Source organism: Desulfoluna sp. CLI2B (genome assembly GCF_056847375.1).
In genome coordinates this window covers 1,422,827-1,444,034 of record NZ_CP186557.1, presented here as the reverse complement: position 1 = coordinate 1,444,034, position 21,208 = coordinate 1,422,827, and the positions used below count along the sequence as shown (strand labels likewise).

Genomic DNA, 21,208 nt, shown 5'->3' with positions numbered 1-21,208 from the left:
TGACCTCACACGGCTTCCCAACTCTATATAAATCGAAGTAACACCCATCATATTTACCATCACGCCGCAATATATTACTTCGTACATCAACCATATTGACAAAGGTAACCATCTTCCGATAGCCTTTTGCCTGGGAAGCGGCGTGATTGCCCCATGCCCCGGGTGCAGCGCCCCACCCGGAAAGGCGGCCTCCCGATATTTCATAAAAAACGGCCAGACCAAAGCACGAAGATTGTTATTGCAGCTCTGATGCCTTGAATGATTTGGGTGCAACCCGTGAAATATCCGGGCTAACAGCCCACGACAACCCCTGACATGCAAGGAGACCCCATGCCGGATTCCGTGTACAGAAAGCTCCAGGAACACTTGAACCAACTTCCCATGGGATTTCCCCCCACGGAAAGTGGTGTGGATATCGCCCTGTTAAAAAAGATGTACGAACCCGAAGAGGCCGAGCTGACACTGAGCCTCACCCCGGCCCCCCAACGGGCGGATCAGGTGGCCGAAAAAAACGGCACCGACCCCGAGGCCTGCAAGGCAAAACTGGACCGCATGGGAAAAAGGGGCCTTCTTATCACCACCACCGTCAACGGTGAACGCCACTACGTGCTGGCTCCGTACATCGTGGGCACCTACGAGTACCAGATCAACCGGCTGGACAGGGAGTACACCGACCTGCACAACCAGTACATGATGGAGGCCATGGGCCTGGAGGTCTTTGGCGGCAAGACCTCCCTCTTCCGCATCGTCCCCGTGGAAAAAAGCGTGGAATCCGTTCAGGAGATCCTCCCCCACGACGTGGTAAAGACGAAAATCATGGAGGCGGACCGCATCGCCCTCACCGACTGCCTCTGCCGCCTGAAATCCAAAGCCGAGGGCCGTGGCTGCGACCACCCCGTCCGCACCTGCCTCTCCCTGAACCGATGCGCGGATTTTTTCATCGAAAACGACCTCCGGGCAGAAGAGATCAGCAAAGAAGAGGCCCTGGCCATCATGGACATGGCCGATCGCGAGGGCCTGGTCACCCAGACCCAGAACTCGGCAGGGGACCTGGACTACATCTGCAACTGCTGCAAGTGCAGTTGCGGCATCATGGCCACCGTGGTGCACCTTGGGCTCCACAACCAGCTCACCAAGGCCTCCTACATCAACACCCCGGACACCGAGGCCTGCACCGGCTGCGGCACCTGCCTGGACCGCTGCATGTTCAAGGCCATCCGCATCATCGACGGCAAGGCCTCCATCCACCCCAACAAGTGCATGGGCTGCGGCCTCTGCACCACCACCTGCCCCGAAGGCGCCGCAAAACTTACCAAACGGACCCCGGAGCAGATGCCCGATGTCCCGGAAAGCGTCCAGGCCATGTACGACCGCATCCAGGCTGAAAAAGGCCGCCCCGAGGCCTTCCACTCCTTTACGGAGATCCAGGATAAAGGCGGGGTGTTCTGATCGAATCTCTCACCCTTGGGACGAGCCGAGTGCACCCATCTTCTGCGTTATCAGAGCCTTTATAAAACCACGACTCCTTCAGCTCTGATGCTTTGAATAGTAGGTGCACTCGGCTCGTGAATTCCGGGCCAAGGCACGCATCATTCCCCTTCTATTTCAGAGCCGTTTATCGATACAGCCCCCCTTTTCGTCCCCCCCCATGCATTCCGCGCCAGCGACAGACCACCACAACACACGAGACAAACCGCAAAGAAACAGCCACTTAGCCCCAACCAGACACGACAACGGAAAAATATCTCGCCCATTTAGTTGACACCATCAACCTAAGGGCTTATAGTTGATCATAACAACGAAATAGCCCACGTAGTGGTGGGCTGGTATTTTAAAAGCATGTAAAATCATGACTCCGAGTCCGCCGCAGGCGACCGGCGCCCCAAATCAGGGCAAAAAATTTTATTCTATTAGTTGACAACATCAATCAAAAGGATGGATTTACCATGAACTCCCTGTCTAAGACCCTTGGGTACTTCGCGTTCATCACCGCCGAACTGACGGTCCTGTTCCTTGGCATCAGTACCATCGTGGCCCTGGTCCTCATGTACATACCCCATGAAAAGCTCCGGTCCTGGCTCTCCCGACGGGGCGTGGTGGGCAATGTCATCGCAGCCATGGTGGGCTCCCTCACCCCGTTTTGCGCCTGCTCCACCATTCCCATGACCCTGGGCATGCTCAACGCGGGGGCGCCCTTCGGGCCGGTGATGTCCTTTGTCATCGCCTCGCCCCTGCTCAACCCCATTATCCTGGCCATGGTGGCGGCCATGATGGGTCTTAAGGCCAGCATCATCTACTTTACCGTCACCTTTGCCGCATCCGTGGTGTTCGGGGTGATCCTGGAGAAAACCGGCGGAGCCGCCCACGTCCGGCACGTTCGCCTGAAAAACGGCATGGCCTCCGGCGGCCAGCAGGTGCCCGCCACCTTTGGGGGCAAACTGAAGGCGTCGTTTCTTTCGGCATGGTCCGATTTCCGCGGAGTGCTGGTCTACCTCCTCGTGGGGGTGGGCATCGGGGCCGCCATTTACGGCTACCTGCCCCAGGAGTTCGTGGCCCGGCTGGCAGGACCTGAGAACCCCTTTGCCATTCCCGTGGCCGCGGTCATCGGCATCCCGCTGTACATCCGTGCAGAGACCGCCATTCCCATCGGCCTTGCCCTCTCCCAGAAGGGCATGAGCATGGGGGCCGTCATCGCCCTGATCATCGGCGGAGCCGGCATGGCCATACCGGAGATGAGCATGCTGGCAAGCATCTTCCGCAAGCGGCTGGTGGCCTCCGTGGTGGCGGTCATCTTTGCCACGGCGGTCATCGGCGGGTACGTGTTCAACCTGATGCCCGCTTAACCCTTATCGTTCAGCAAGAAAACGCACCAAAAACGTTTCAACACAAAAGGAGACACCCCATGAGCAACGAGAAAAAAAACGGATTGTTCGGAAAACTCTTTGGCAAAAACAAATCCGAGAGCTGCTGCACCATGGAACTCGAAGAGATCTCGGAAACCGAGTCTTCCCAGTCAAAGGAGACGCCGGAAACCCGGCCTGAGACCAAAGAGAAGAAAAACTCCTGCTGCGGATGCTGCTGAGCCATCCCGTGCAGATCAATCACATGAACCCCGAACGCTCCCGGCGATGTCGCCGGGAGCCAACCCTCTGACATCCATTTGTCGTGGATGGAATCAGGACCCTGAGCATGAATCAATTAGACCACACCCTCAAAGCCATGGACCTTCATTTTTTTGCAACCGAAAAGCACGGCATCTCCCTTGCGGCAGCAGCCGACTGCCTTGCCGACAAAGAGCAGTGCGTCTTTCTCGACGTCCGTACCGACGAGGAGACACCCTACGCCCGATTCGGGGACGCAATCCACATCCCTTTAGAACAGCTGCCCGACCGCCTGGACGACGTGCCGCGGGACAAAGCCGTTGTGGTCTTCTGCACCTCGGTGGTGCGAGCCAGCATGGCCGCGTTTTACCTGAAGGCCGAAGGCTTTGCTTCTGCCCGGACCCTGCTGGCAAACTCCGAAGAGATGATGAAACTGTTTTCTCCGGCTGAAATCCATCGGCGAAAAGACGCCACCCCATCAAACCGTTCATTCTGAACCATACAATTGAGGCAAACTATGGAAAACATACGAAACTATTTTAGGGAAATGGATTACGAAGCCTTTGGCACCGGAGGGTTTGCCACCAGCCCGGCCGCCCTGCCCGGCCTTATCAAAAACAGGGCCTTTCTGATGGACCTGCGCACCCACGAAGAGGTTGAAGGGTTCTCCCTTCCCATGGCAGTCCACATCCCCCTGAACGAATTGCCGGACCGCCTTGACGAGATCCCCGATGACGTACCGGTGATCCTTTTTGCCGACGGCCCCTGGCGCCCCAGCGTGGCCATGGCCTACCTCATCGCCAGGGGATTTGACCAGGTCTCCATCATCCCCCAGGGGCTGCCCGAAATGGCCAAACTGCTGAAACCCGGCCCCCTGCATGCCGCAGGCATACGCGGATCACTGGAGGCCACGCCCGGGTGCGGGTGCCGCACATGCTGCTGATGACCGTTGCCGCCCTGGCCTTTGCACTGAGCTTTTTCTTTGCCCTGGGCGGGGTGGGCAGTGCCGTGGCCCTGGTCCCGGCCCTCATGGCCGTGGGCGTCCCCCCGGTAACGGCCAGGCCCGTGGCGCTCCTCGTCAACGTGGCGAGCCTGGGCGGGGCCACGGTCCACAACCTTCGAAGCGGACAGCTCAAACCCGGCCCCTGGTGGCCCCTCATTGCCTGCTCCCTTCCGGCAGCACCTTTAGGGGCCTGGGTCTCCACACTGATCCCCCAGGCCATCCTCCAGGGAGCCTTCGCCTGTTTCATGATCTTGTCCGGGCTGGTCATTGTCCGCCCGACCCGGGAATCCACAAAACAGGCGGCGGACACATGCCCCCCGGCGGGAAGCGCCTTGCTGGGATCGGTATCGGGGCTCATCTCGGGGATGCTGGGCGTCGGAGGCGGCGGGGTCATCGTACCCGCCCTCCACGGCATGGGGTTTCGGGCCCAGCAGATCGCCATGGTGACGGCCCTTTCCGTCCCCTTCTCATCGTTGACAGGATTTATGGCCTACACGGCCATGGGCTCCCTCTCCCTTGAGACATGCGCTGTGGCATCCGTCGCCGCCCTGGGCGGGGGACTCCTCGGGACCCGGGCCATGCACCGCATCGATCAGAAACGAATCCGCATGGTCCTGGCCCTCTCCCTGATGGTCTCAGGCCTGCGAATACTCTGGAAACTTGCGGGATAACACCCGCAATCACTACCCGGTTTCAAGAACCGGACCTATAGCGGACCGGAACCACCGGTCATTCATCGAATCAGAAAGGAGTAACAAACAAATGACATGCTTCAACCAGGTAAAACGTACGATTCTCTCAGCCGCCGCAATACTCCTCGGAGCCGCCATCTTTTCCACCCAGGCGTCAGCCCATGTGCTTGACTTTATGCACGGGCAAAAGGCCGTGCCTGGAAGCGAACTCTACGCGTTAGGGGAAACAGCCATGGCCCATACGGATGGAAACGTATCCTATTTTACCAACGGCAAGGGACGCGTTCTCAAAGTCCACGCCACAAAGGGTGCAAACGACACCCTTCGCGTCACCGTACAGCGCGTTTATATTCCCAGGAACTATATAGCGGAGACCCACAGCGAAACCGCCAGGGCAGAAAAGCTCTACGATCGATTGAGCCGGGTGGCCCGCAGCAGCCAGGGAAAATACGCCCTTTTGACGGATAAAGACGGCATGGCCGCATATCAATACGGCAAAGCCGTTGCTGAGAAGCTGGACTCTGAAAAATAACGTCCCCTTTCTTCTTCGTAAGGCGCGTCAGACCCGGTGAGCAGCGTTGCCTCACTGGACGCTACCACCGAAACAAAAAAGGCACCGACCCAAACCGGCCGGTGCCTTTCCTGTATTATCACGTCTTCATTATTTTCTGGGGCCAGGGCGTCAGCCCCCAAGCCCCGGACTCTCTTCCGGCCCACCCTTACTTGTTGGCGGCACCGAGAAAGCTGCCCAGGGCGGTGAGGATGATCTCCCGCATGGGCGCATCGATCTTCGCAACGATCTCCTCCATACGGGCATGGGCGTTGCGGTTGATCTCCTCCAGGGCGTCCCGGCCTTTGGCCGTGGGCTGAACACAGCAGACCCGCCCGTCCGTCTCGCTGCGGCGCCTTTCGGCAAGCCCCTTCTTCTCCAGCCTGTCCACCACCCGGGTGGCGCCACTCTTGGTAAACCCCAGCTTCCGGGCGATGCCCTGCATGGAGCAGTCGCACTCCAGGGAGATCTCCTTGAGCGCCCGGATGTCCGCATAGGACATGCCGTGGCAACAGCTGTTGTCTTGGACGTGGATGCCGAAGCGCCACACAATGTCATCAATATACCGCACAAACTGTTCTGTGTTTTCCGCCATAATCGTACCCCTTATTTAATTGACCTTATCAACCAATAAGGCATCTGCCCTTCACTGTCAACATACGCAGGGAAAAAACACGGGCGCTGCATGGGGCGCAGACCGAGCAGTTACGCTGTCATCTCCCCTTTCAGGCTGGCCTGCATGAGCTCGCGAATCACCTGTGTATCCGAACGGGTACTGAAAAGAAAAAACATTTTGGCAAGGGCCGCCTCCGGGGTCATATCAAACCCGCTGATGACACCGGCCTCCAGAAGGGCCGAGCCCGTGGCGTAGGTTCCCATCATCACCCGCCCTTTCAGGCACTGGGTGCAGTTAACGATCACCACGCCCCGGTCCGTGGCCTCTTTCAGCACGGCCATGAGTTCGGGGTCGTTATCCGGGGCGTTACCCACCCCGTAGGTCTCCAGAACCAGACCCTTGATGGGCGGAGCCAGAAGGTTTTTCACCACCGCCGCAGAAATCCCGGGAAAGAGGCGCAAGACCGCCACCGGGGAGCTGTAAAGCCGCTGGACCCGCAGGGAGCCCTGCCCCTCGGGCTTTGGCAGCAGCAGGTCCCTGTTGATCTCGATGTCGATGCCCGTGGTGCCCAGAGGGGGAAAGTTGGGGGAATCAAAGGCGTCGAAGCCCCCTGCGTTCCACTTGGTGGTGCGGTTGCCGCGAAACAGGCGGTTGTCGAAAAAAAGGCACACCTCGTGAATGTCCTCCCGGGCCGCCAGCAGCATGGCCGTGATGAGGTTCTCCCGGGAGTCGTTCCGCACCTCGCACAAGGGGATCTGGCCGCCGGTTAAAATCACCGGCTTTTGCAGCCCCTCCAGCATAAAGGGAAGGGCCGAGGCCGTGTAGGCCATGGTATCGGTGCCGTGGATCACCAGGAACCCGTCGTAGTCGTCGTGGTGGGCCGCGATGTCCTCTGCAATGTCAAACCAGGCCGAAGGGCTCATGCTCGACGAATCCAGGGGCGGATCGTACTCATGGATGTGGTACTCCGGCATGGACGGGCTCTTCAGCACGGCCATCTTCGCCATCTGCTCCTTGAGATACCCAGGAGAGGGCTCGTCAGCCCCTGTCACCCCACTTTCATCCCAATGGTTGGCCAGTATGGCAATGTAAATTCTCTTTTTCATGTGGTCCTAATCTATGGTCAACGTACGGGAAAGAAAAATCGCCTTCTTCGGATCAAATCACATCCGCCATTCAAACAAACGTCAGCCTTGATCAGCGTTTGGCCATCGGCATCCGTACATCTCCTCCCCCCGAAGCACCTTGTCCCCTGGAGCGCCGCACTCCTGTGCAGCACGGGCAACGACGGACTAAAGTGCCGCACCGGAGTGCGGCGCTCCGTTTCCGTTGATCTGTCTCGTTTTTTGGAAGGTCGCAGCCCAGACATCATTTAAGGCAAACGACAAAGCCCTGTTTGTTATAAGGTCAGGCAGAACCCAATCAGTCTGTCTCGCCCATCCGGTTGCTGTAGGCACGTGCCAGGCCCCCTTCGGCGGTTTCACGGTAGGGGCTGGGCAGGTCCTGGCCGGTTTCCCGCATGACGCGCACCACCTCGTCAAAGGAGATGAGGTGGGAACCATCGGAAAACAAGGCATAATCGGCGCAATTCATGGCCCGTGTGGCGGCAAAGGCGTTGCGCTCGATGCAGGGGATCTGCACAAGACCTGCCACGGGGTCGCAGGTGAGGCCCAGATGGTGTTCAAGGCCCATCTCGGCGGCGTATTCCACCTGGCGCACGGTGCCCCCCAGGATCTGGGCGGCGGCCCCTGCGGCCATGGCGCAGGCGGTGCCCACCTCTCCCTGGCAGCCCACTTCGGCACCGGAGATGGAGGCGTTGTATTTGATGAGGTTCCCGATGAGACCGGCCGTGGCCAGGGCCCTCAAAAAGATAATTTCGTCGGCCTCCACCACCTCCATGAGGTAACGGATCACCGCGGGAAGGACCCCGCAGGCCCCGCAGGTGGGGGCGGTGACAATGGTCCCCCCTGCGGCGTTCTCTTCGGAGACGGCCAGTGCGTAGGCGCTGATCTTGCCGGTGCGGCGGAAGTGGTCCCCGCTCATGACGGCTTTCTGATGCAGGGTCCAGGCCTTGCGGGTGAGCCCCAGCACCCCGGGAAGAATACCTTCGGTGGCAAGACCGCGATCCAGGGCGGCCAGCATGTGGTGGAGCTTATCCCGCAGAAACTCCCATATATCGGCGCCTTCGCACGCCTCCACATACTGCCAGAAGGGAATCCCCTCTTCCCGACAGTGGGTCAGGATATCCTCCATGGTAGTGAGGTCATAGGTATGGGAGCTGGCAGGCGGCATGCCGGTTTCGCTGATGGCGCCCCCGCCGGTGCTGTAGACAAGCCATTCGCCCAGGCTGGTCCCATCTGCGTCCAGGGCCTCAAAAAGCATGCCGTTGGGGTGTCCGGGAAGGAGCTCTTCCGGGCGCCAGGCGATCTCCACCGCCTTGGGGGCCAGCCCCTCCGCCACGGCCACATCGGTGAGGTGCCCCTTGCCCGTGGCGGCCAGGCTGGCAAACAGGGTCACCCGGAACGAGGCGGCCTCCGGGTGCTTCCCGCCAAAGATTTCCGCAGCCCGCTTGGGGCCCATGGTATGGCTGCTCGAGGGTCCGACCCCCGTCCTGTAGAGTTCCCGAAGTGATTCCATGGCCTGCCTCCTTTCCTTACATCCCGCAATTCGTGCACATACGCACCGTCAAACAAACAATGCCGTCGGGTAACCCTCGACGGCATTGAGTATCTTACACTGCGGATCGATCTCCGGACAAGGCCGGGATCGCCTGGTGCACTTTTTTTTCCAAAGGAGGCCCGGCCGGGCCTCCTTTATATAAGGATCTGCATGACGCTATTTCAGGTTGCGAAGGGCGATGCCGATGCAAAAACAGGCACCTCCCCAGGTAACGCCCAGCCCGAAGACCATCATCAGTACGGCAGATGTTTCCATATCGCTACTCCTTTCGACCCAGCAGGTCGCATTTGCTCAAAACAATGGCCAGAACGGGAAGACATGCCACAACGGCCCAGCCATAGATACCAAGGGCGCTGGCGGTGTACCCTTCATAGGGGGTGGTAATGTCCCCTGCGCATTTCATGACCATCATGTAGGCAACCACAAAGGTGGTGAAAAACTTGAGGCAAAAAGTCCACCACTGCCCCACGAGGAAGTCCGAGGTGCGGTTCATGGATGGACTCAAGGTTGAAGAACCAGGAGAGAAGTACAACCTCCACCAGACCACCGAGGAGAACGGCGTAGGTGTTGATAAAGTGGTCCACGATGTCGAGCGCGCCGGTACCGACCGCGGCCCCGGTGGTGTAGATGACGCTCACAGCAAACCCGATGCCGCAGAACAGGGTGGTGGCTGCCTTGCGGCTGATCTTGAAGCCCTCCAGGATCCCTGCGATGCACGCCTCGCAGATGGAGATCATGGAGCTGACCCCGGCAAAAAGCAGGGAGAGGAAGAAAAGCACCCCGATGAAACTGGCCCCGGGCATGAAGTTGATGGCCTGGGGAATGGTGACAAAGGCCAGGCCCACACCGGAGGAGACCACCTCTTTGATGGGAACCCCTTTTTGTGCCGCCATGTAGCCCAGCACGGAGAAGATCATGACCCCGGCGAGCATTGAGAAACCGCAGTTGATGAAGGCGGTCATAAAGGCGTTGTTGTTGATGTCCGAATCACCGGACAGGTAACTGGAGTAGGTGATCATGATCCCGAAGCCGATACTCAGGGAGAAGAAGACCTGACCAAAAGCAGCCGCCCACACCTTGATGTCGCCGAGGGCGGAAAAGTCCGGCTTGAAGAGCCAGTTCAGGCCGTCCACCGCACCGGGCATGGTCACCGCGCGGGCCATGATGAGGATAACCATGACAAACAGGGCGGGCATGAAAAACTTGTTGGCCGCCTCAATGCCCTTTTTAACACCGCAAATGAGCACGCCCCAGCATGTGAGCCACACCGCGGCCAGAGGGGCCAGGATGTGCCACTGGATGCCGCCCATGGAAAAGGGGCCGTCCGAAAGATGGAGGTACTCCTTGAAGAAGAAGCCGCTGGTGTCTTCACCCCAGCCGAGGTTGAAAGAGAAGGTAAAGTAAGAGAAAGACCAGGCAATGATCACCACGTAGTAGCTTGCAATGACAAAACAGACGAGAAGCTGCCACCAGCCCAGCCATCCCCACTTCTTGTTAAGAGAACGGAAGGTCACCGGGGTGGCCCCGGCGTGTCTCTGCCCCACCCCGAATTCGAGGATCAGAAGGGGAATACCGGCGGTGAAAACCGCAACAAAGTAAGGGATCAGAAAGGCTCCGCCCCCGTTTTCATACACCATGTAGGGAAATCGCCAGATGTTCCCCATGCCGATGGCGGACCCAACCGCCGCCAGGATAAACCCCAAACGGGTTCCCCATTGATCTCGCTGTTTCATGCAACCTCTTTTCCGTCGTGGATATCGATTGTGTATCGTCAAACAAAAAGCCCGCCCTGTCGAATCCACGGCACATCTTTCAGATCCAGACTTTCAATATCCCCCGCCTCAAATTTTAAAAGTTTAAAAAAGGGGATCCAGAAATTTGACGATATACCTAATTCACCGGGGTATGTCAATCATCAAGGAAAAGCCAAAACCGTTGTTACCTCTGTCAACCCCGTGACTGTCAACCCAATCGGCAAAAATGGTTTACCGAGTACCTTGACTGTCCCTTAGGATGCTGATAAGGTGTCTTTTTTCTAAAATTCGGTCAATCAATTGAAATATATAGATGTTATCGAGGTGAACGACAGTGAACAGGATTATTTCCACCCAACCGCGCGTCTCAGCGCTCCTTCCCTTGGGTCTCTTCCTTGCCATTTTTGTGGGGAGCGGGCTCTATTTTCAAAGCGTGGGCACCAGCTTCGCGTTCTACCAGGTGGCAGCTCCGGTGGCAGCCCTGCCCGCCATTATCCTGTCGGTTCTCCTGTCCAGGCAGGGCCTCACAGACACTGTGGAGCGCTTTCTCAAAGGCGCCGGACACAGCAACATCATGGCCATGTGCATGATCTACCTCCTTGCCGGTGGCTTCAGCGCCGTGGCCAAAGCCACCGGCGGCGTGGACGCGGTTGTGGCTGTGGCTATCTCCATCATCCCGGCCTCCTTTCTCCTGCCCGGTCTCTTTGTGGTGGGCGCCCTGATCTCCACGGCCATGGGAACCTCCATGGGCACCATCGCGGCCCTGGCCCCCATTGCCTTAGGCGTGGCCGGTGAAGCGGGCCTCTCCATCGCCCTCACCGCAGGTGCCGTCACCGGCGGCGCCATGTTCGGGGACAACCTCTCCATCATCTCCGACACCACCATCGCGGCCACCCGGACCCAGGGGTGTGAGATGAAGGACAAATTCCGAGTCAACGTGGCTGTTGCCGTTCCTGCGGCGATCATCACCATTGTCCTGCTCCTCTTCCAGGCCAAAGGCACCACCGTGGCCGAGGCCAAGGACGCATCCTTTCTCCTGGCCCTGCCCTACGCAGCCATCCTGGTGATGGCCGTTTCCGGCATCAACGTCTTTGCCGTGCTCTTCTCCGGCATCATCCTGGCGGGCCTTGCCGGGTTCATGACCACCCCGGACTTCACCCTCCTCACCTTTGCCAAGGAGATCTACAACGGGTTCACGGGCATGCAGGAGATCTTCATCCTCTCCATCTTCATCGGGGGCTTAGGGGAGCTCATGAAGAACAGGCAGCCTTCTGGCCCACTGGGACAGTTGTTGGTTTCCAACGCCATCCGCCACGTGGCCTCGAGCAAAGGCGGCACCGCCATCGCCGAGATGGGCATCGGGATCCTCGTCTTTCTCACCAACCTCTGCACGGCCAACAACACCGTGGCCATCCTCGTCACCGGCAGCGTAGCCAAAAACATCGCCGAAGCCAACGGCGTGGAGCCCAAGCGGGCCGCAGGCACCCTGGACATCTTCGCCTGCATCTGCCAGGGCCTGATCCCCTGGGGAGCCCAGATCCTCCTGGCCGCCTCCATCTTCAAGATTTCGCCCCTTGCCGTGGTGGGCAACGTCCACTACTGCATGGTGCTCTTCGGCTGCACCATGGTGGCCCTTTTCATCCCCGGCAAAAAAGCGAACGTCCCCGCAGGCGCATAAGCAAAAGCACAAACGGATTTAAAATAGAAAACCCCCGGCAGAGTGTTCTGCCGGGGGTTTTTTGTTTGGATAATCTGCGTTTCGGGGCGCACGGCGTACCCCACGGAACACCGAGCGGCATCGCGGGCTGTAGGGTGCGGCTCCCGCACCGGATGGCGCTTCAAGGGGCATTAAATTGGCGACGCAAAAAACAAAGGGCGCCATAACTTCGATCGGTGTCTATGGATGGGGCGTTTGCGGTGCGCACGGCGCACCCTACGGGACACCGAGCGGCATCGCGGGCTGTAGGGTGCGGCTCCCGCACCGGGTGGCGTTTCGAGGGGCAACAAATCGGTCACGCAAAAAACAAAGGGCGCCATGACTTCGGTCGGTTTCTGGGGATGGGGCGTTTGCGGTGCGCACGGCGCACCCTACGGAACACCGAGCGGCATCGCGGGCTGTAGGGTGCGGCTCCCGCACCGGGTGGCGTTTCGAGGGGCAGTAAATCGGTGACGCCAAAAACAAAGGGCGCCATGACTTCGGTCGGTTTATAGGGATGGGGCGTTTGCGGTGCGCACAGCGCACCCTACGGGACACCGTGCGATTTCGGGGGCATGGGCATTCCCTACGTCCTATGCCCTATGACCTATGACCTATGCCCTATTTTCCCTATCCCCTCAATAAATCGCCTTGGTGGATTCAGCGTCAAAAATGTGCAACTGATTGAGGTTGGCCTCCACGCGCACGGCGTCTCCGGGGCTGACGACCCTGCGGCCGTCGCATTTGGCAAGGACCCTGGCGCCGCCCAGGTCCACGTGGACGTGGGTTTCGTTGCCCAGGGGCTCCACCACATCCACCACGCCGGGGAGTTTCCAGTCATCCGGGAAACGGCCCTCACCGCTTTCAAGGGTCAGGTCTTCGGCGCGGATACCCACCACAACCTCCTGGCCGGGGGCGATCTCTGCGCCTTCTTTTTCCGGAATGGGAAGGCTCACCTCACCTTCAAATACAAGGGAGAGGCCCCCTGCCACGCCTTTGACCACTGCGGGGACCAGGTTCATGGGAGGGCTGCCGATAAAGCCGGCCACAAAGGTGTTAACGGGATGTTCAAAGAGCTCCAGGGGCTTGCCCTGCTGCACGATATGCCCGTCTTTCATCACCACGATGCGGTCCCCCAGGGTCATGGCTTCCACCTGATCGTGGGTGACGTAGATGATGGTGGCATCCACACGGCGATGGAGTTTCTTCATCTCGATGCGCATCTGGGTCCTGAGCTTGGCGTCGAGGTTGGAGAGGGGTTCGTCAAAGAGAAAAATATCGGGCCTGCGGACGATGGCCCGGCCCATGGCCACGCGCTGGCGCTGGCCGCCGGAGAGTTGGGAGGGCTTGCGGTAGAGAAACTCTTCCAGCCCCAGGATGGCCGCTGCCTCTTCCACGCGACGCTTGATCTCCTCCTTGGGCCTTTTTTTGATTTTCAGGCCAAAGGACATGTTGTCAAAAACGTTCATGTGGGGGTAGAGGGCGTAATTCTGGAACACCATGGCCACACCGCGATCCTTGGGGGCCAGGTCGTTGATCACCTTGTCCCCGATGGACATGGTCCCGTCCGAAATCTCTTCGAGGCCGGCGATCATCCGCAGGGTGGTGGACTTGCCGCAGCCGGAAGGGCCCACAAACACCACAAACTCCTTGTCCTCGATATCGAGATTGATGCCGTGCACCACCTCGGTCCTGCCATATCTCTTCACCACATCTTTAATCTGAAGACGAGCCATATCCTGTCCTGTCCTGAAAGTACCCCGTACGGGTCGGAGCTTCTTGTCATCGGCCACCGGCACGGGCCCGCTTGCGCCGGCCGCCATGCCATGGAAAAAAGATCCCGCATCTCTCCAAGGGGTCTTAGCAGGAATGGCGCAACCGAAACAATAAAAAAATCACGTTCCCCCGGGCCACCCGCACCCCGAGCCCCCCGGAGAGAAGGCAACTGTGCACACGAAATTTTTACCGTCCGAAAACAAGGGAGCGGATTTTAAAATCAATCCCCGCCGCCCCACCCGGTCCCATGCGACTACAGGGCCCTTCCGGGGCTGATTATGCCTTGACGCTCCCCCAAAATCGCCATACCCTGTCTGCGGCATAACCAGTAGCGGTTACAATCAATCAGGCGTTATTTCAGAACGACCCACGATGAGGAGGAGAAGAGATGGTTCTTCGAAAATGGTTAGCAACACTTACTGCGGCACTGATCCTTGCCCCCGCAGCAGCCATGGCCAAACCCGTCACCATTGAATGGTGGCATGCCATGAGATCTGCTCGCGGCGAAGTGGCCAACGAAATCATCAAGCGATTCAATGAGTCCCAGGACCAGTACCGTGTCGTGGGCACCTTCAAAGGAAACTACGACGAGACCCTCAACGCAGGGATCGCCGCCTTCAGGGCAAAAAAACAGCCCCACATCATGCAGGTATTCGAGGTGGGCACCCAGACCATGATGCTCTCCGGCGTGGTCTACCCCGTATTCCAGCTCATGAAGGACACAGGAAACGACATCGACTGGTCACGGTACCTCCAGCCCATCCTCTCCTACTACATGAACGCCGACGGCGAACTGGTTTCCATGCCCTTCAACTCGTCCACGCCCGTCATGTACTACAACAAAGAGCTCTTCAAAAAAGCGGGCATCGACACCGTCCCCGTCACCTGGGACGACATGGGCGTGGCCACGGGCAAACTCCGTGCCGCAGGTGTCGACGCCGGTATGGTCACCGCCTGGCAGTCCTGGGTCCAGGTGGAGAACTACAGCGCCATCCACAACATCCCCTTTGCCACCAAGGCCAACGGCTACGAAGGCCTTGACGTGGAACTCACCATCAACAACCCCCAGATGGTCAAGCACGTCACCCGCCTCCGGGACTGGGCCAAGGACGGCCGATTCGTCTACTCCGGCCAGAAATACCAGGGCCCCAAGGCTGAGTTCCTCGCCCAGAAAGCCGGGATCTACATGGACTCCATCAGCGGCATCGCCAAGCTGAAGAAAGCGGCCCAGTTTGACTGGGGCGTGGCTCCCCTTCCCGTGGAAGCGGACATGAAAGAGCCCCAGAACAGCATCATCGGCGGGGCCTCCCTCTGGGTGCTCAGGGGCCACACCAAGGAAGAATACAAGGCCACGGCCGCCTTCCTGAAGTTCATCTCCACCAACGAGATCCAGGAGTACTGGCACAAGCAGACCGGCTACTTCCCCGCCACCATTGACGCCTACGAAAGCCTCAAGGCCAAGGGCTACTACAAGGCCGACCCCAAACAGGAAGTGGGCATCAAGCAGCTCAAGCGACGGGACCCCACCAAGATCTCACGGGGCCTGCGCCTCGGCAGCTTCACCCAGATCCGCAACATCATCAACGAAGAGCTGGAACTGGTGTGGAACGGCAACAAGACCCCCCAGGAGGCCCTGGACGCGGCGGTCAAGCGTGCCAACATCAAGCTGAAATCCTTTGCCAAAACCTACAAGAGACGGTCCTAACCGTATCTAAAGGTTTAACAGACACCGCCCCGGACCCGGCCCCTGCGGCCGGGCCCGGGGCTTTCGTGCGTTGACGTATTACCCCAAAAGCCACAGGCCCCATGCAAAAACGATCGGTTTTCAACTCAAGGTACCTGCCCTACGTGCTGATCCTTCCACAGGTTCTGGTCACGTTGACTTTTTTTTACTGGCCCGCCGCCCAGGGACTGGTGCAATCCTTTCTCCTGAGCGACCCCTTCGGGATGTCCAACACCTTCGTGTGGTTTGAGAACTTTACGGCGATCTTCACCGATCCCCTCTACCTCAAGTCCATCGGCATCACCATTGTCTTCAGCCTCACCACCGCCTTTGTCTCCATCTCCCTGGGGATGATCATCGCCACCCTGGCCAACCGGGCCACGCGGTGCAAGGCCCTGATCCGGACCATGCTCATCTGGCCCTACGCCGTGGCCCCAGCCATCTCCGGTGTCCTCTGGCTTTTTCTTTTGCACCCCTCCTTCGGGGTGGTGGCCCTGGCCCTGAAAAAGTGGTTCGGCTTCAACTGGAACCCGGTGCTCAACGGCAACGACGCCCTGGCCATGGTCATCATCGCCAGTGCCTGGAAAGAGATCAGCTACAACTTCGTCTTCTTCATGGCCGGACTCCAGGCCATTCCCCATTCGCTCATCGAAGCGGCTTCCATGGACGGCGCCTCCCCTTTCCGACGGTTTTTCGCCATCACCCTGCCGCTGTTGTCCCCCACCCTCTTTTTCCTGACCGTCATGAACATCATCTACGCCTTCTTCGAGACCTTCGGGGTCATCCATGCGGTCACCCAGGGGGGCCCGGGCGGGGCCACCAACACCCTGGTCTACAAGGTGTACCAGGACGGATTTGTGGGACTGGACATGGGCTCGTCCGCCGCCCAGTCCGTGATCCTGATGATCCTCATCGTCGGAGTCACCGTGTTCCAGTTCAAATTCATCGAAAAAAGAGTCCAATACGCGGGGTAATAAAGGCACATCATGGTTGAAAAAACACCCATACTCGATTTTCTGACCTACGTTTTTCTGATCCTGGGCATCGTCATCGTCGGCTTTCCCATCCTCTACGCAGGCATTGCCGCGTCCCTGCCCCTGGAAAAGGTCTCCATGGTCCCCATGCCCCTGGTTCCCGGGGATCAGTTTTTCGTCAACATGAAGCTGGCCTGGACCCGCGGGGATCTCTCCACCCAGCTCTTCAACTCCCTGATCATGGCCTCGGGCATCACCCTCGGCAAGATCTCCGTCTCCATGCTGGGGGCGTTTTCCATCGTCTACTTCGACTACAAGCTGCGCACCGTGGCCTTTGTCACGGTCTTCTGCACCCTGATGCTGCCGGTGGAGGTGCGCATCCTGCCCACTTACGAGATGGCCGCCAACCTCTTCGGCCCCCTGCAGCCCCTCTGGGACATGCTGCACCTCAACAGCGTGGTGAGCTGGTTTGCCGGGCACGATGTGGAGGTCTCCCTCAACTGGAGCCTTCTGGACAGCCACACGGGCCTGATCCTGCCCCTGGTGGCCTCGGCCACCTGCACCTTCCTCTTCCGCCAGTTCTTCCTCACCGTGCCGGAAGAGCTCTGCGAAGCGGCCAAAATGGACGGGGCCTCCCCCATGACCTTCTTCTGGAAGGTGCTGCTGCCCCTGTCCAAAACCAACATCGCCGCCCTGGTGGTCATCGAGTTTGTCTACGGCTGGAACCAGTACCTCTGGCCCCTGCTCATCACCACCAACCCCAAGATGCAGACAGCGGTCATCGGCCTGCAGAACCTCATCCCCCTGGCCGACGACCTCCCCGAGTGGAACATCGCCCTGGCAGGGGCCCTCATCGTCATGCTGCCGCCCATCGTGGTGGTCCTGGCCATGCAGAAGTGGTTCGTCAAAGGCCTGGTGGACTCGGAAAAATAGCCCCGACCTTATCCGTTACAAACACCCAGGGCGCGGCACACCGTACGGTATGCCGCGCCCTGCCTCTTTTTTCTCACACAGCATAAAGGCGACCCCACATGATCACCCTTCCCTTTCACACCAACCGCTACTTCATTTTACGCCACGGCCACAGCACGGCCAACGACAAGGGCCTCATTGTGAGCAGCCCGGAAAACGGCATCGGCAACTGGGGCCTTTCGGAGACCGGCAAGGAGGAGGTGACCCGCTCCGTGACCCGCGCGCAAGACGAAGGGTTCTTCAATCGCCTCATCAAACCCGTGGTGGTCTGCTCTCCCTTTCTGCGAACCATGGAGACCGCCGACATCGCAGCCAAGATCCTCAAGGCGGAACGGTTCTCCGACGCCAACCTGCGGGAGCGCTTTTTCGGGGAGTTTGATTTAAAGGAGAGCGGCCTCTACGAAAAGGGGTGGGCCTTTGACGAGTCAAACCCGGATCACACCGAGTTCGGCGTGGAGAGCGTCAGCTCCGTTGCCGCCCGCATGGCGGAGGTGGTGAAACGCACGGGTCGCCGCTACAACGAAAAGGACATCATCCTGGTCACCCACGGGGATCCGGGCCAGATCCTTCAGTGTGTGTTCGACGGCATCGACCCGGCAAAACACCGCAGCCTCTCCCCCCTGGAGACGGCCGAAATCCGACCGGTCCCCAGCAGGTAAGGCACACCGCGCACGGTGCCGGGGCCCATCAGGCTCCGGCGGCTGCGGGGTCTTTCAGGTAGATGGTGTAGGTGTAGGGAGTCTTGGCGGGATACGCCTGGGAAAAAACCGGTGTGAAGGTGTCGGGAATCTCGGGCATGAAAATGTCCCCGGCGGGTGTGGCGTGAATATGGGAGATATGCAGGGTGTCTGCCAGGGGAAGGGTCTCCCGGAAGATTTCGCCACCCCCGGCCACCATGAGCCGCCGCCCCCCTGCGCAGCCCGCCTCAATGGCCTCCTCAAGGGAGGTGCAGACCAGGCACCCTGGGGCTTTGTAGGAGGCATTACGGGTCAGGACAATGATCTTTCTGCCCGGAAGGGGACGCCCGATGGTCTCCCAGGTTTTTCTGCCCATGAGCACGCTGTGGTGGTAACTCACCGCCTTAAACAGGGAGAGTTCCCCTTCGATATTCCAGGGAATATCGGCACCATTGCCGATGATCCCGTTGTCCGCCACCGCAACGACAATAGATATTTTCATGCTTACCATCCCTTCATCACCCGGATAAAGCCCACCGGCACCCTTTACGGGCCCGGGAACATCCCGTGCCGTGTGCCGTGTCTCCCCTATACCACCCGGGCCGGGCCGTGTCGAGGAGGCTGGTCCGGGCCACGGGCTACTTGATGATCTGGATCCCCATGGTGTGCATCCGGGCCATGCGACGCTGGCCCTTGTTCCCCCGCGTCACGGACAGCACACGGTTCACCAGCTCCAGCAATTCCCGGCAAAGGGGCCGAAACGAGTGGATGGAGCAGGTCGACGGATCCAGCAGGGTGCCGTAGCGATGCAGCAGGGTGATGCCTTTCACCCCTTCGGTGAGCTCGTCGATGGACTCCACCACCTCTTCGGCGACATCCTGGAAAAGGTCGATGTCCACCACATCATAGAGGATCGAAACAAGCTGCTCCCTGAGCTGCTCGAAGTCGCGGCGCTTTCCTGCGGCCAGCTCCAATGTTCGGTAATATCGTGTCTTCACATGTCTTCCGACGCTATCGGCTAAAATATCCATACGGCCTCCCGTCCGGGGCGAGGTTGTCTGTGATGCATTGGCCGTTTGCACGGCTCGCGGCATCCGTACCGGCATGAACGTCAGCGATGAGTGGGTTACACGAATGGGAGTGGGAAAACAGATACGTTTCAACAAATAATGGTCGCGAAAATATTCAGCGATTGCTCTTCAGGGGCTTGGAAACGCACAAGGCTTTCCATCCCCTCGCTGTCGCGGGCCAAACCGACATATATCGAACGTTGAATGCAAGTGCATGGTGATGGGGGTACATCCGGCGGTCTATACGTACAGTATACGTCGGAAGCGGAGCGTTAAGCAAGGCCGCAAAAAAATCTGCGGACTAACCCGGATATTTCACGAGTCGAGTGCACCCATATTCAAGGCATCAGAGCTGCAGATGAAGTTGTTTACCTCAAAGCTCTGATAACGCAGAAGATGGGTGCACTCGGCTCGCCCGAAGGGTGAGAAAATCAAACAGCAAACGTCGATTTCCATTTTCAAAACAGCCAGCGCCCTTGTTATAGCCACCCGAAATAATGGTGTTTTTCCTTTGACCGGTTGTTTTCTCATGAAATATCCGGGCTAAAGCTGGCCCTCTCCCCGGCCGAGATGATAACAAAGGGAGCCGAACCGACAACCGCAAGCCGTGGGATAAAAAAGATGACAAGCGACCAGAACGAAGCCGCAGAAAGCCCCAAACCCAAAAAGAGCAAAAGAAAGATAATCCTGCCCATTGCCGCCGTGCTGCTCCTTGCGGGCCTCGCCGCAGGGGGCTGGTTTGGGTACAACGCCTTTTTCAAATCCGGGTACCCCCGTCAAACCCTGGAGTACGTGGATCTGGACGACAGTGTCCTGAAGTTCTCCTGGGCACGGCTCCCCGATGTCTATCACCGCATGGTCGACGCCAACGCGGAGATGGCTCTCATGAAAAACGAAATCAAACGGATCAGGCGGGTGGGCAAGGCCTATCCCAGGCAGGAAAAAATCGTGGCATCGGAGATCAAACGGTGGGAGCGGAACGTGCAAAAACTCTCAGGGCAACTCCGCAGGTTCCAGGGCCAGGTGGAAGCGTTGTACGTGACATTCCGGGTCAACCCGGAAAAGGGGCAGGCCGCCATACGGGAAAAGGGTCCGGCCCTTGCCTCAGCCATGCTGGAGGCCGTCAACGGTGTCCGAAGCCAGACCGCTGCCCTTGAAGCGGCCCAGGTGGCCCCCACGGGGATCAAAGGGGTCATCGAACAGATCAAAAAGCAACTCAATAGCGTTCCTCAGGGTTCCCCCTTCTCCCCGGGCTCTTTTCTTCCTGTGTGGAAAAAAGGAAAAGGAGAGGCCTTGGCCAGATCGTCCACGGATCGCCTTGCCATCTCGGTAAACTCCGAACTGAAATGAAGCACCTTCTTGAATTGCTCATCAAAGGCTTTCCGCTGCTTGACGTAACTGTCGATGGTCTGAGACAGGTGAAGATCAAAAAAATCCCCCATCATGTTGTCACCGTACCGAAGCATCAGGTGAAGCAGGTGAACGGGGAGAAAAAACTTTTTGTTCTTTGCCTCCTCCACAAGGATCTGGGTGAGGATATAGGCCGTCACGTCATCCCCTGAACCGGCCTCCACTACCTTCACATCTTTTCCGCTCCGGATGATCTCGGCAAGCTGCTCCAGGGTGATGTACGAGCTCTCGGATGTGTTGTAGAGGCGCCTGTTGCTGTACTTTTTCACCACCACGGTCTCTTCAGCCATTGTCTCTCCCGCTTGGGTTGTCGGTCGATGGGTTGAAAGGCCCCGGATCGGCGACCCTTTTTTGGTACTATATGCCAGCCCACCGGGGAATGCAATTGACATCGGCGGCCTGTTTCCTTTATTGATAAAAGAGTGTTTTAATAAAATTACTTTGTTTGGTTTAAACAATTTTGTTTTTACCTATCGCAAATTCCTTTATAGTGAAACACAAACGCCCCTTCCCGT

23 protein-coding genes are annotated in these 21,208 nt (G+C 58.6%); 12 read left to right on the top strand and 11 right to left on the bottom strand.

Features of this window, described 5'->3' with window-relative positions; genetic code table 11:
* Positions 1 to 330: 330 nt before the first annotated feature.
* The 7 genes from ACOYW2_RS07025 to ACOYW2_RS06995 all read left to right on the top strand — a co-directional run bounded on the left by ACOYW2_RS07025 (position 331) and on the right by ACOYW2_RS06995 (position 5,328).
* A complete protein-coding gene (locus ACOYW2_RS07025; protein WP_482769904.1) occupies positions 331 to 1,449 on the top strand; it encodes an ATP-binding protein in 1,119 nt (372 codons plus the stop codon).
* A gap of 497 nt (positions 1,450 to 1,946) precedes the next feature.
* Positions 1,947 to 2,843, top strand: coding sequence for a permease (locus ACOYW2_RS07020; protein ID WP_180147392.1), 897 nt, complete (start codon positions 1,947 to 1,949; stop codon positions 2,841 to 2,843).
* A 59-nt stretch (positions 2,844 to 2,902) separates the two neighbouring features.
* Positions 2,903 to 3,082 (top strand): hypothetical protein, encoded by a 180-nt coding sequence (locus ACOYW2_RS07015; protein WP_180147390.1) that lies wholly within the window; start codon positions 2,903 to 2,905, stop codon positions 3,080 to 3,082.
* Positions 3,083 to 3,189: 107 nt separating this feature from the next.
* Positions 3,190 to 3,597 (top strand): rhodanese-like domain-containing protein, encoded by a 408-nt coding sequence (locus ACOYW2_RS07010; protein ID WP_482769903.1) that lies wholly within the window; start codon positions 3,190 to 3,192, stop codon positions 3,595 to 3,597.
* Positions 3,598 to 3,618: 21 nt separating this feature from the next.
* Positions 3,619 to 4,044, top strand: coding sequence for a rhodanese-like domain-containing protein (locus ACOYW2_RS07005; RefSeq protein WP_482769902.1), 426 nt, complete (start codon positions 3,619 to 3,621; stop codon positions 4,042 to 4,044).
* Positions 4,035 to 4,775: a sulfite exporter TauE/SafE family protein gene (locus ACOYW2_RS07000; protein WP_482416870.1), complete on the top strand. Its 741-nt coding sequence runs from the start codon at positions 4,035 to 4,037 to the stop codon at positions 4,773 to 4,775. The genes ACOYW2_RS07005 and ACOYW2_RS07000 overlap by 10 nt, the downstream gene beginning before the upstream one ends.
* 91 nt (positions 4,776 to 4,866) lie before the next feature.
* Complete coding sequence (locus ACOYW2_RS06995) at positions 4,867 to 5,328, top strand: hypothetical protein (protein ID WP_482769901.1); 462 nt, start codon at positions 4,867 to 4,869, stop codon at positions 5,326 to 5,328.
* Between the two features lie 187 nt (positions 5,329 to 5,515).
* On the opposite strand, the gene ACOYW2_RS06990 is transcribed toward ACOYW2_RS06995, so the two are convergent.
* The 6 genes from ACOYW2_RS06990 to ACOYW2_RS06965 form a co-directional block, all read right to left on the bottom strand.
* Positions 5,516 to 5,941 carry a MarR family winged helix-turn-helix transcriptional regulator gene (locus tag ACOYW2_RS06990; RefSeq protein ID WP_482416872.1) on the bottom strand — a complete coding sequence of 142 codons (426 nt, stop codon included), beginning with the start codon at positions 5,939 to 5,941 and terminating at the stop codon, positions 5,516 to 5,518.
* Between the two features lie 110 nt (positions 5,942 to 6,051).
* Positions 6,052 to 7,068, bottom strand: a complete 1,017-nt coding sequence (gene ansA / locus ACOYW2_RS06985; RefSeq protein WP_482769900.1) for an asparaginase — start codon at positions 7,066 to 7,068, stop codon at positions 6,052 to 6,054.
* Positions 7,069 to 7,384: 316 nt separating this feature from the next.
* Positions 7,385 to 8,599, bottom strand: coding sequence for an L-serine ammonia-lyase, iron-sulfur-dependent, subunit alpha (locus ACOYW2_RS06980; protein ID WP_482769899.1), 1,215 nt, complete (start codon positions 8,597 to 8,599; stop codon positions 7,385 to 7,387).
* Positions 8,600 to 8,797: 198 nt separating this feature from the next.
* Positions 8,798 to 8,896: a MetS family NSS transporter small subunit gene (locus tag ACOYW2_RS06975; protein ID WP_139163969.1), complete on the bottom strand. Its 99-nt coding sequence runs from the start codon at positions 8,894 to 8,896 to the stop codon at positions 8,798 to 8,800.
* Positions 8,897 to 8,900: 4 nt separating this feature from the next.
* The gene (locus tag ACOYW2_RS06970) at positions 8,901 to 9,053 is read right to left on the bottom strand and encodes a hypothetical protein (RefSeq protein ID WP_482769898.1); all 153 of its coding nucleotides are present in this window, start codon (positions 9,051 to 9,053) and stop codon (positions 8,901 to 8,903) included.
* A complete protein-coding gene (locus ACOYW2_RS06965; protein ID WP_482769897.1) occupies positions 9,010 to 10,374 on the bottom strand; it encodes a sodium-dependent transporter in 1,365 nt (454 codons plus the stop codon). Before ACOYW2_RS06965 ends, ACOYW2_RS06970 begins: the two co-directional genes overlap by 44 nt.
* Before the next feature lie 355 nt (positions 10,375 to 10,729).
* On the opposite strand from ACOYW2_RS06965, the gene ACOYW2_RS06960 reads away from it, so the two are divergent.
* Positions 10,730 to 12,073 carry a Na+/H+ antiporter NhaC family protein gene (locus tag ACOYW2_RS06960; protein WP_482422284.1) on the top strand — a complete coding sequence of 448 codons (1,344 nt, stop codon included), beginning with the start codon at positions 10,730 to 10,732 and terminating at the stop codon, positions 12,071 to 12,073.
* Between the two features lie 656 nt (positions 12,074 to 12,729).
* On the opposite strand, the gene ACOYW2_RS06955 is transcribed toward ACOYW2_RS06960, so the two are convergent.
* Positions 12,730 to 13,827: an ABC transporter ATP-binding protein gene (locus ACOYW2_RS06955; protein ID WP_482422283.1), complete on the bottom strand. Its 1,098-nt coding sequence runs from the start codon at positions 13,825 to 13,827 to the stop codon at positions 12,730 to 12,732.
* A 428-nt stretch (positions 13,828 to 14,255) separates the two neighbouring features.
* Between ACOYW2_RS06955 and ugpB the strand changes: the two genes are divergently transcribed.
* The 4 genes from ugpB to ACOYW2_RS06935 all read left to right on the top strand — a co-directional run bounded on the left by ugpB (position 14,256) and on the right by ACOYW2_RS06935 (position 18,195).
* On the top strand, positions 14,256 to 15,572 hold the full coding sequence (gene ugpB / locus ACOYW2_RS06950) for a sn-glycerol-3-phosphate ABC transporter substrate-binding protein UgpB (RefSeq protein WP_482416878.1): 1,317 nt from the start codon (positions 14,256 to 14,258) through the stop codon (positions 15,570 to 15,572).
* A gap of 101 nt (positions 15,573 to 15,673) precedes the next feature.
* Positions 15,674 to 16,564, top strand: coding sequence for a sn-glycerol-3-phosphate ABC transporter permease UgpA (ugpA, locus tag ACOYW2_RS06945; RefSeq protein ID WP_180144479.1), 891 nt, complete (start codon positions 15,674 to 15,676; stop codon positions 16,562 to 16,564).
* Positions 16,565 to 16,576: 12 nt separating this feature from the next.
* A complete protein-coding gene (locus ACOYW2_RS06940) occupies positions 16,577 to 17,497 on the top strand; it encodes an ABC transporter permease subunit (RefSeq protein ID WP_180144476.1) in 921 nt (306 codons plus the stop codon).
* Between the two features lie 98 nt (positions 17,498 to 17,595).
* Positions 17,596 to 18,195, top strand: coding sequence for a histidine phosphatase family protein (locus tag ACOYW2_RS06935; protein ID WP_482769896.1), 600 nt, complete (start codon positions 17,596 to 17,598; stop codon positions 18,193 to 18,195).
* Positions 18,196 to 18,223: 28 nt separating this feature from the next.
* Here the strand turns inward: ACOYW2_RS06935 and ACOYW2_RS06930 are convergent, their stop codons facing one another.
* From ACOYW2_RS06930 to ACOYW2_RS06915, 4 genes are all read right to left on the bottom strand, one after another.
* Positions 18,224 to 18,715 carry a dihydrofolate reductase gene (locus ACOYW2_RS06930; RefSeq protein WP_482422281.1) on the bottom strand — a complete coding sequence of 164 codons (492 nt, stop codon included), beginning with the start codon at positions 18,713 to 18,715 and terminating at the stop codon, positions 18,224 to 18,226.
* Positions 18,716 to 18,851: 136 nt separating this feature from the next.
* Entirely contained in the window at positions 18,852 to 19,211 is a 360-nt protein-coding gene (locus tag ACOYW2_RS06925) for a hypothetical protein (protein WP_482416881.1), read from the bottom strand.
* Positions 19,212 to 19,598: 387 nt separating this feature from the next.
* Complete coding sequence (locus tag ACOYW2_RS06920) at positions 19,599 to 19,814, bottom strand: hypothetical protein (protein ID WP_482769895.1); 216 nt, start codon at positions 19,812 to 19,814, stop codon at positions 19,599 to 19,601.
* Between the two features lie 698 nt (positions 19,815 to 20,512).
* On the bottom strand, positions 20,513 to 20,983 hold the full coding sequence (locus ACOYW2_RS06915) for a polyhydroxyalkanoate synthesis regulator DNA-binding domain-containing protein (RefSeq protein ID WP_482416883.1): 471 nt from the start codon (positions 20,981 to 20,983) through the stop codon (positions 20,513 to 20,515).
* Positions 20,984 to 21,208 lie beyond the last annotated feature (225 nt).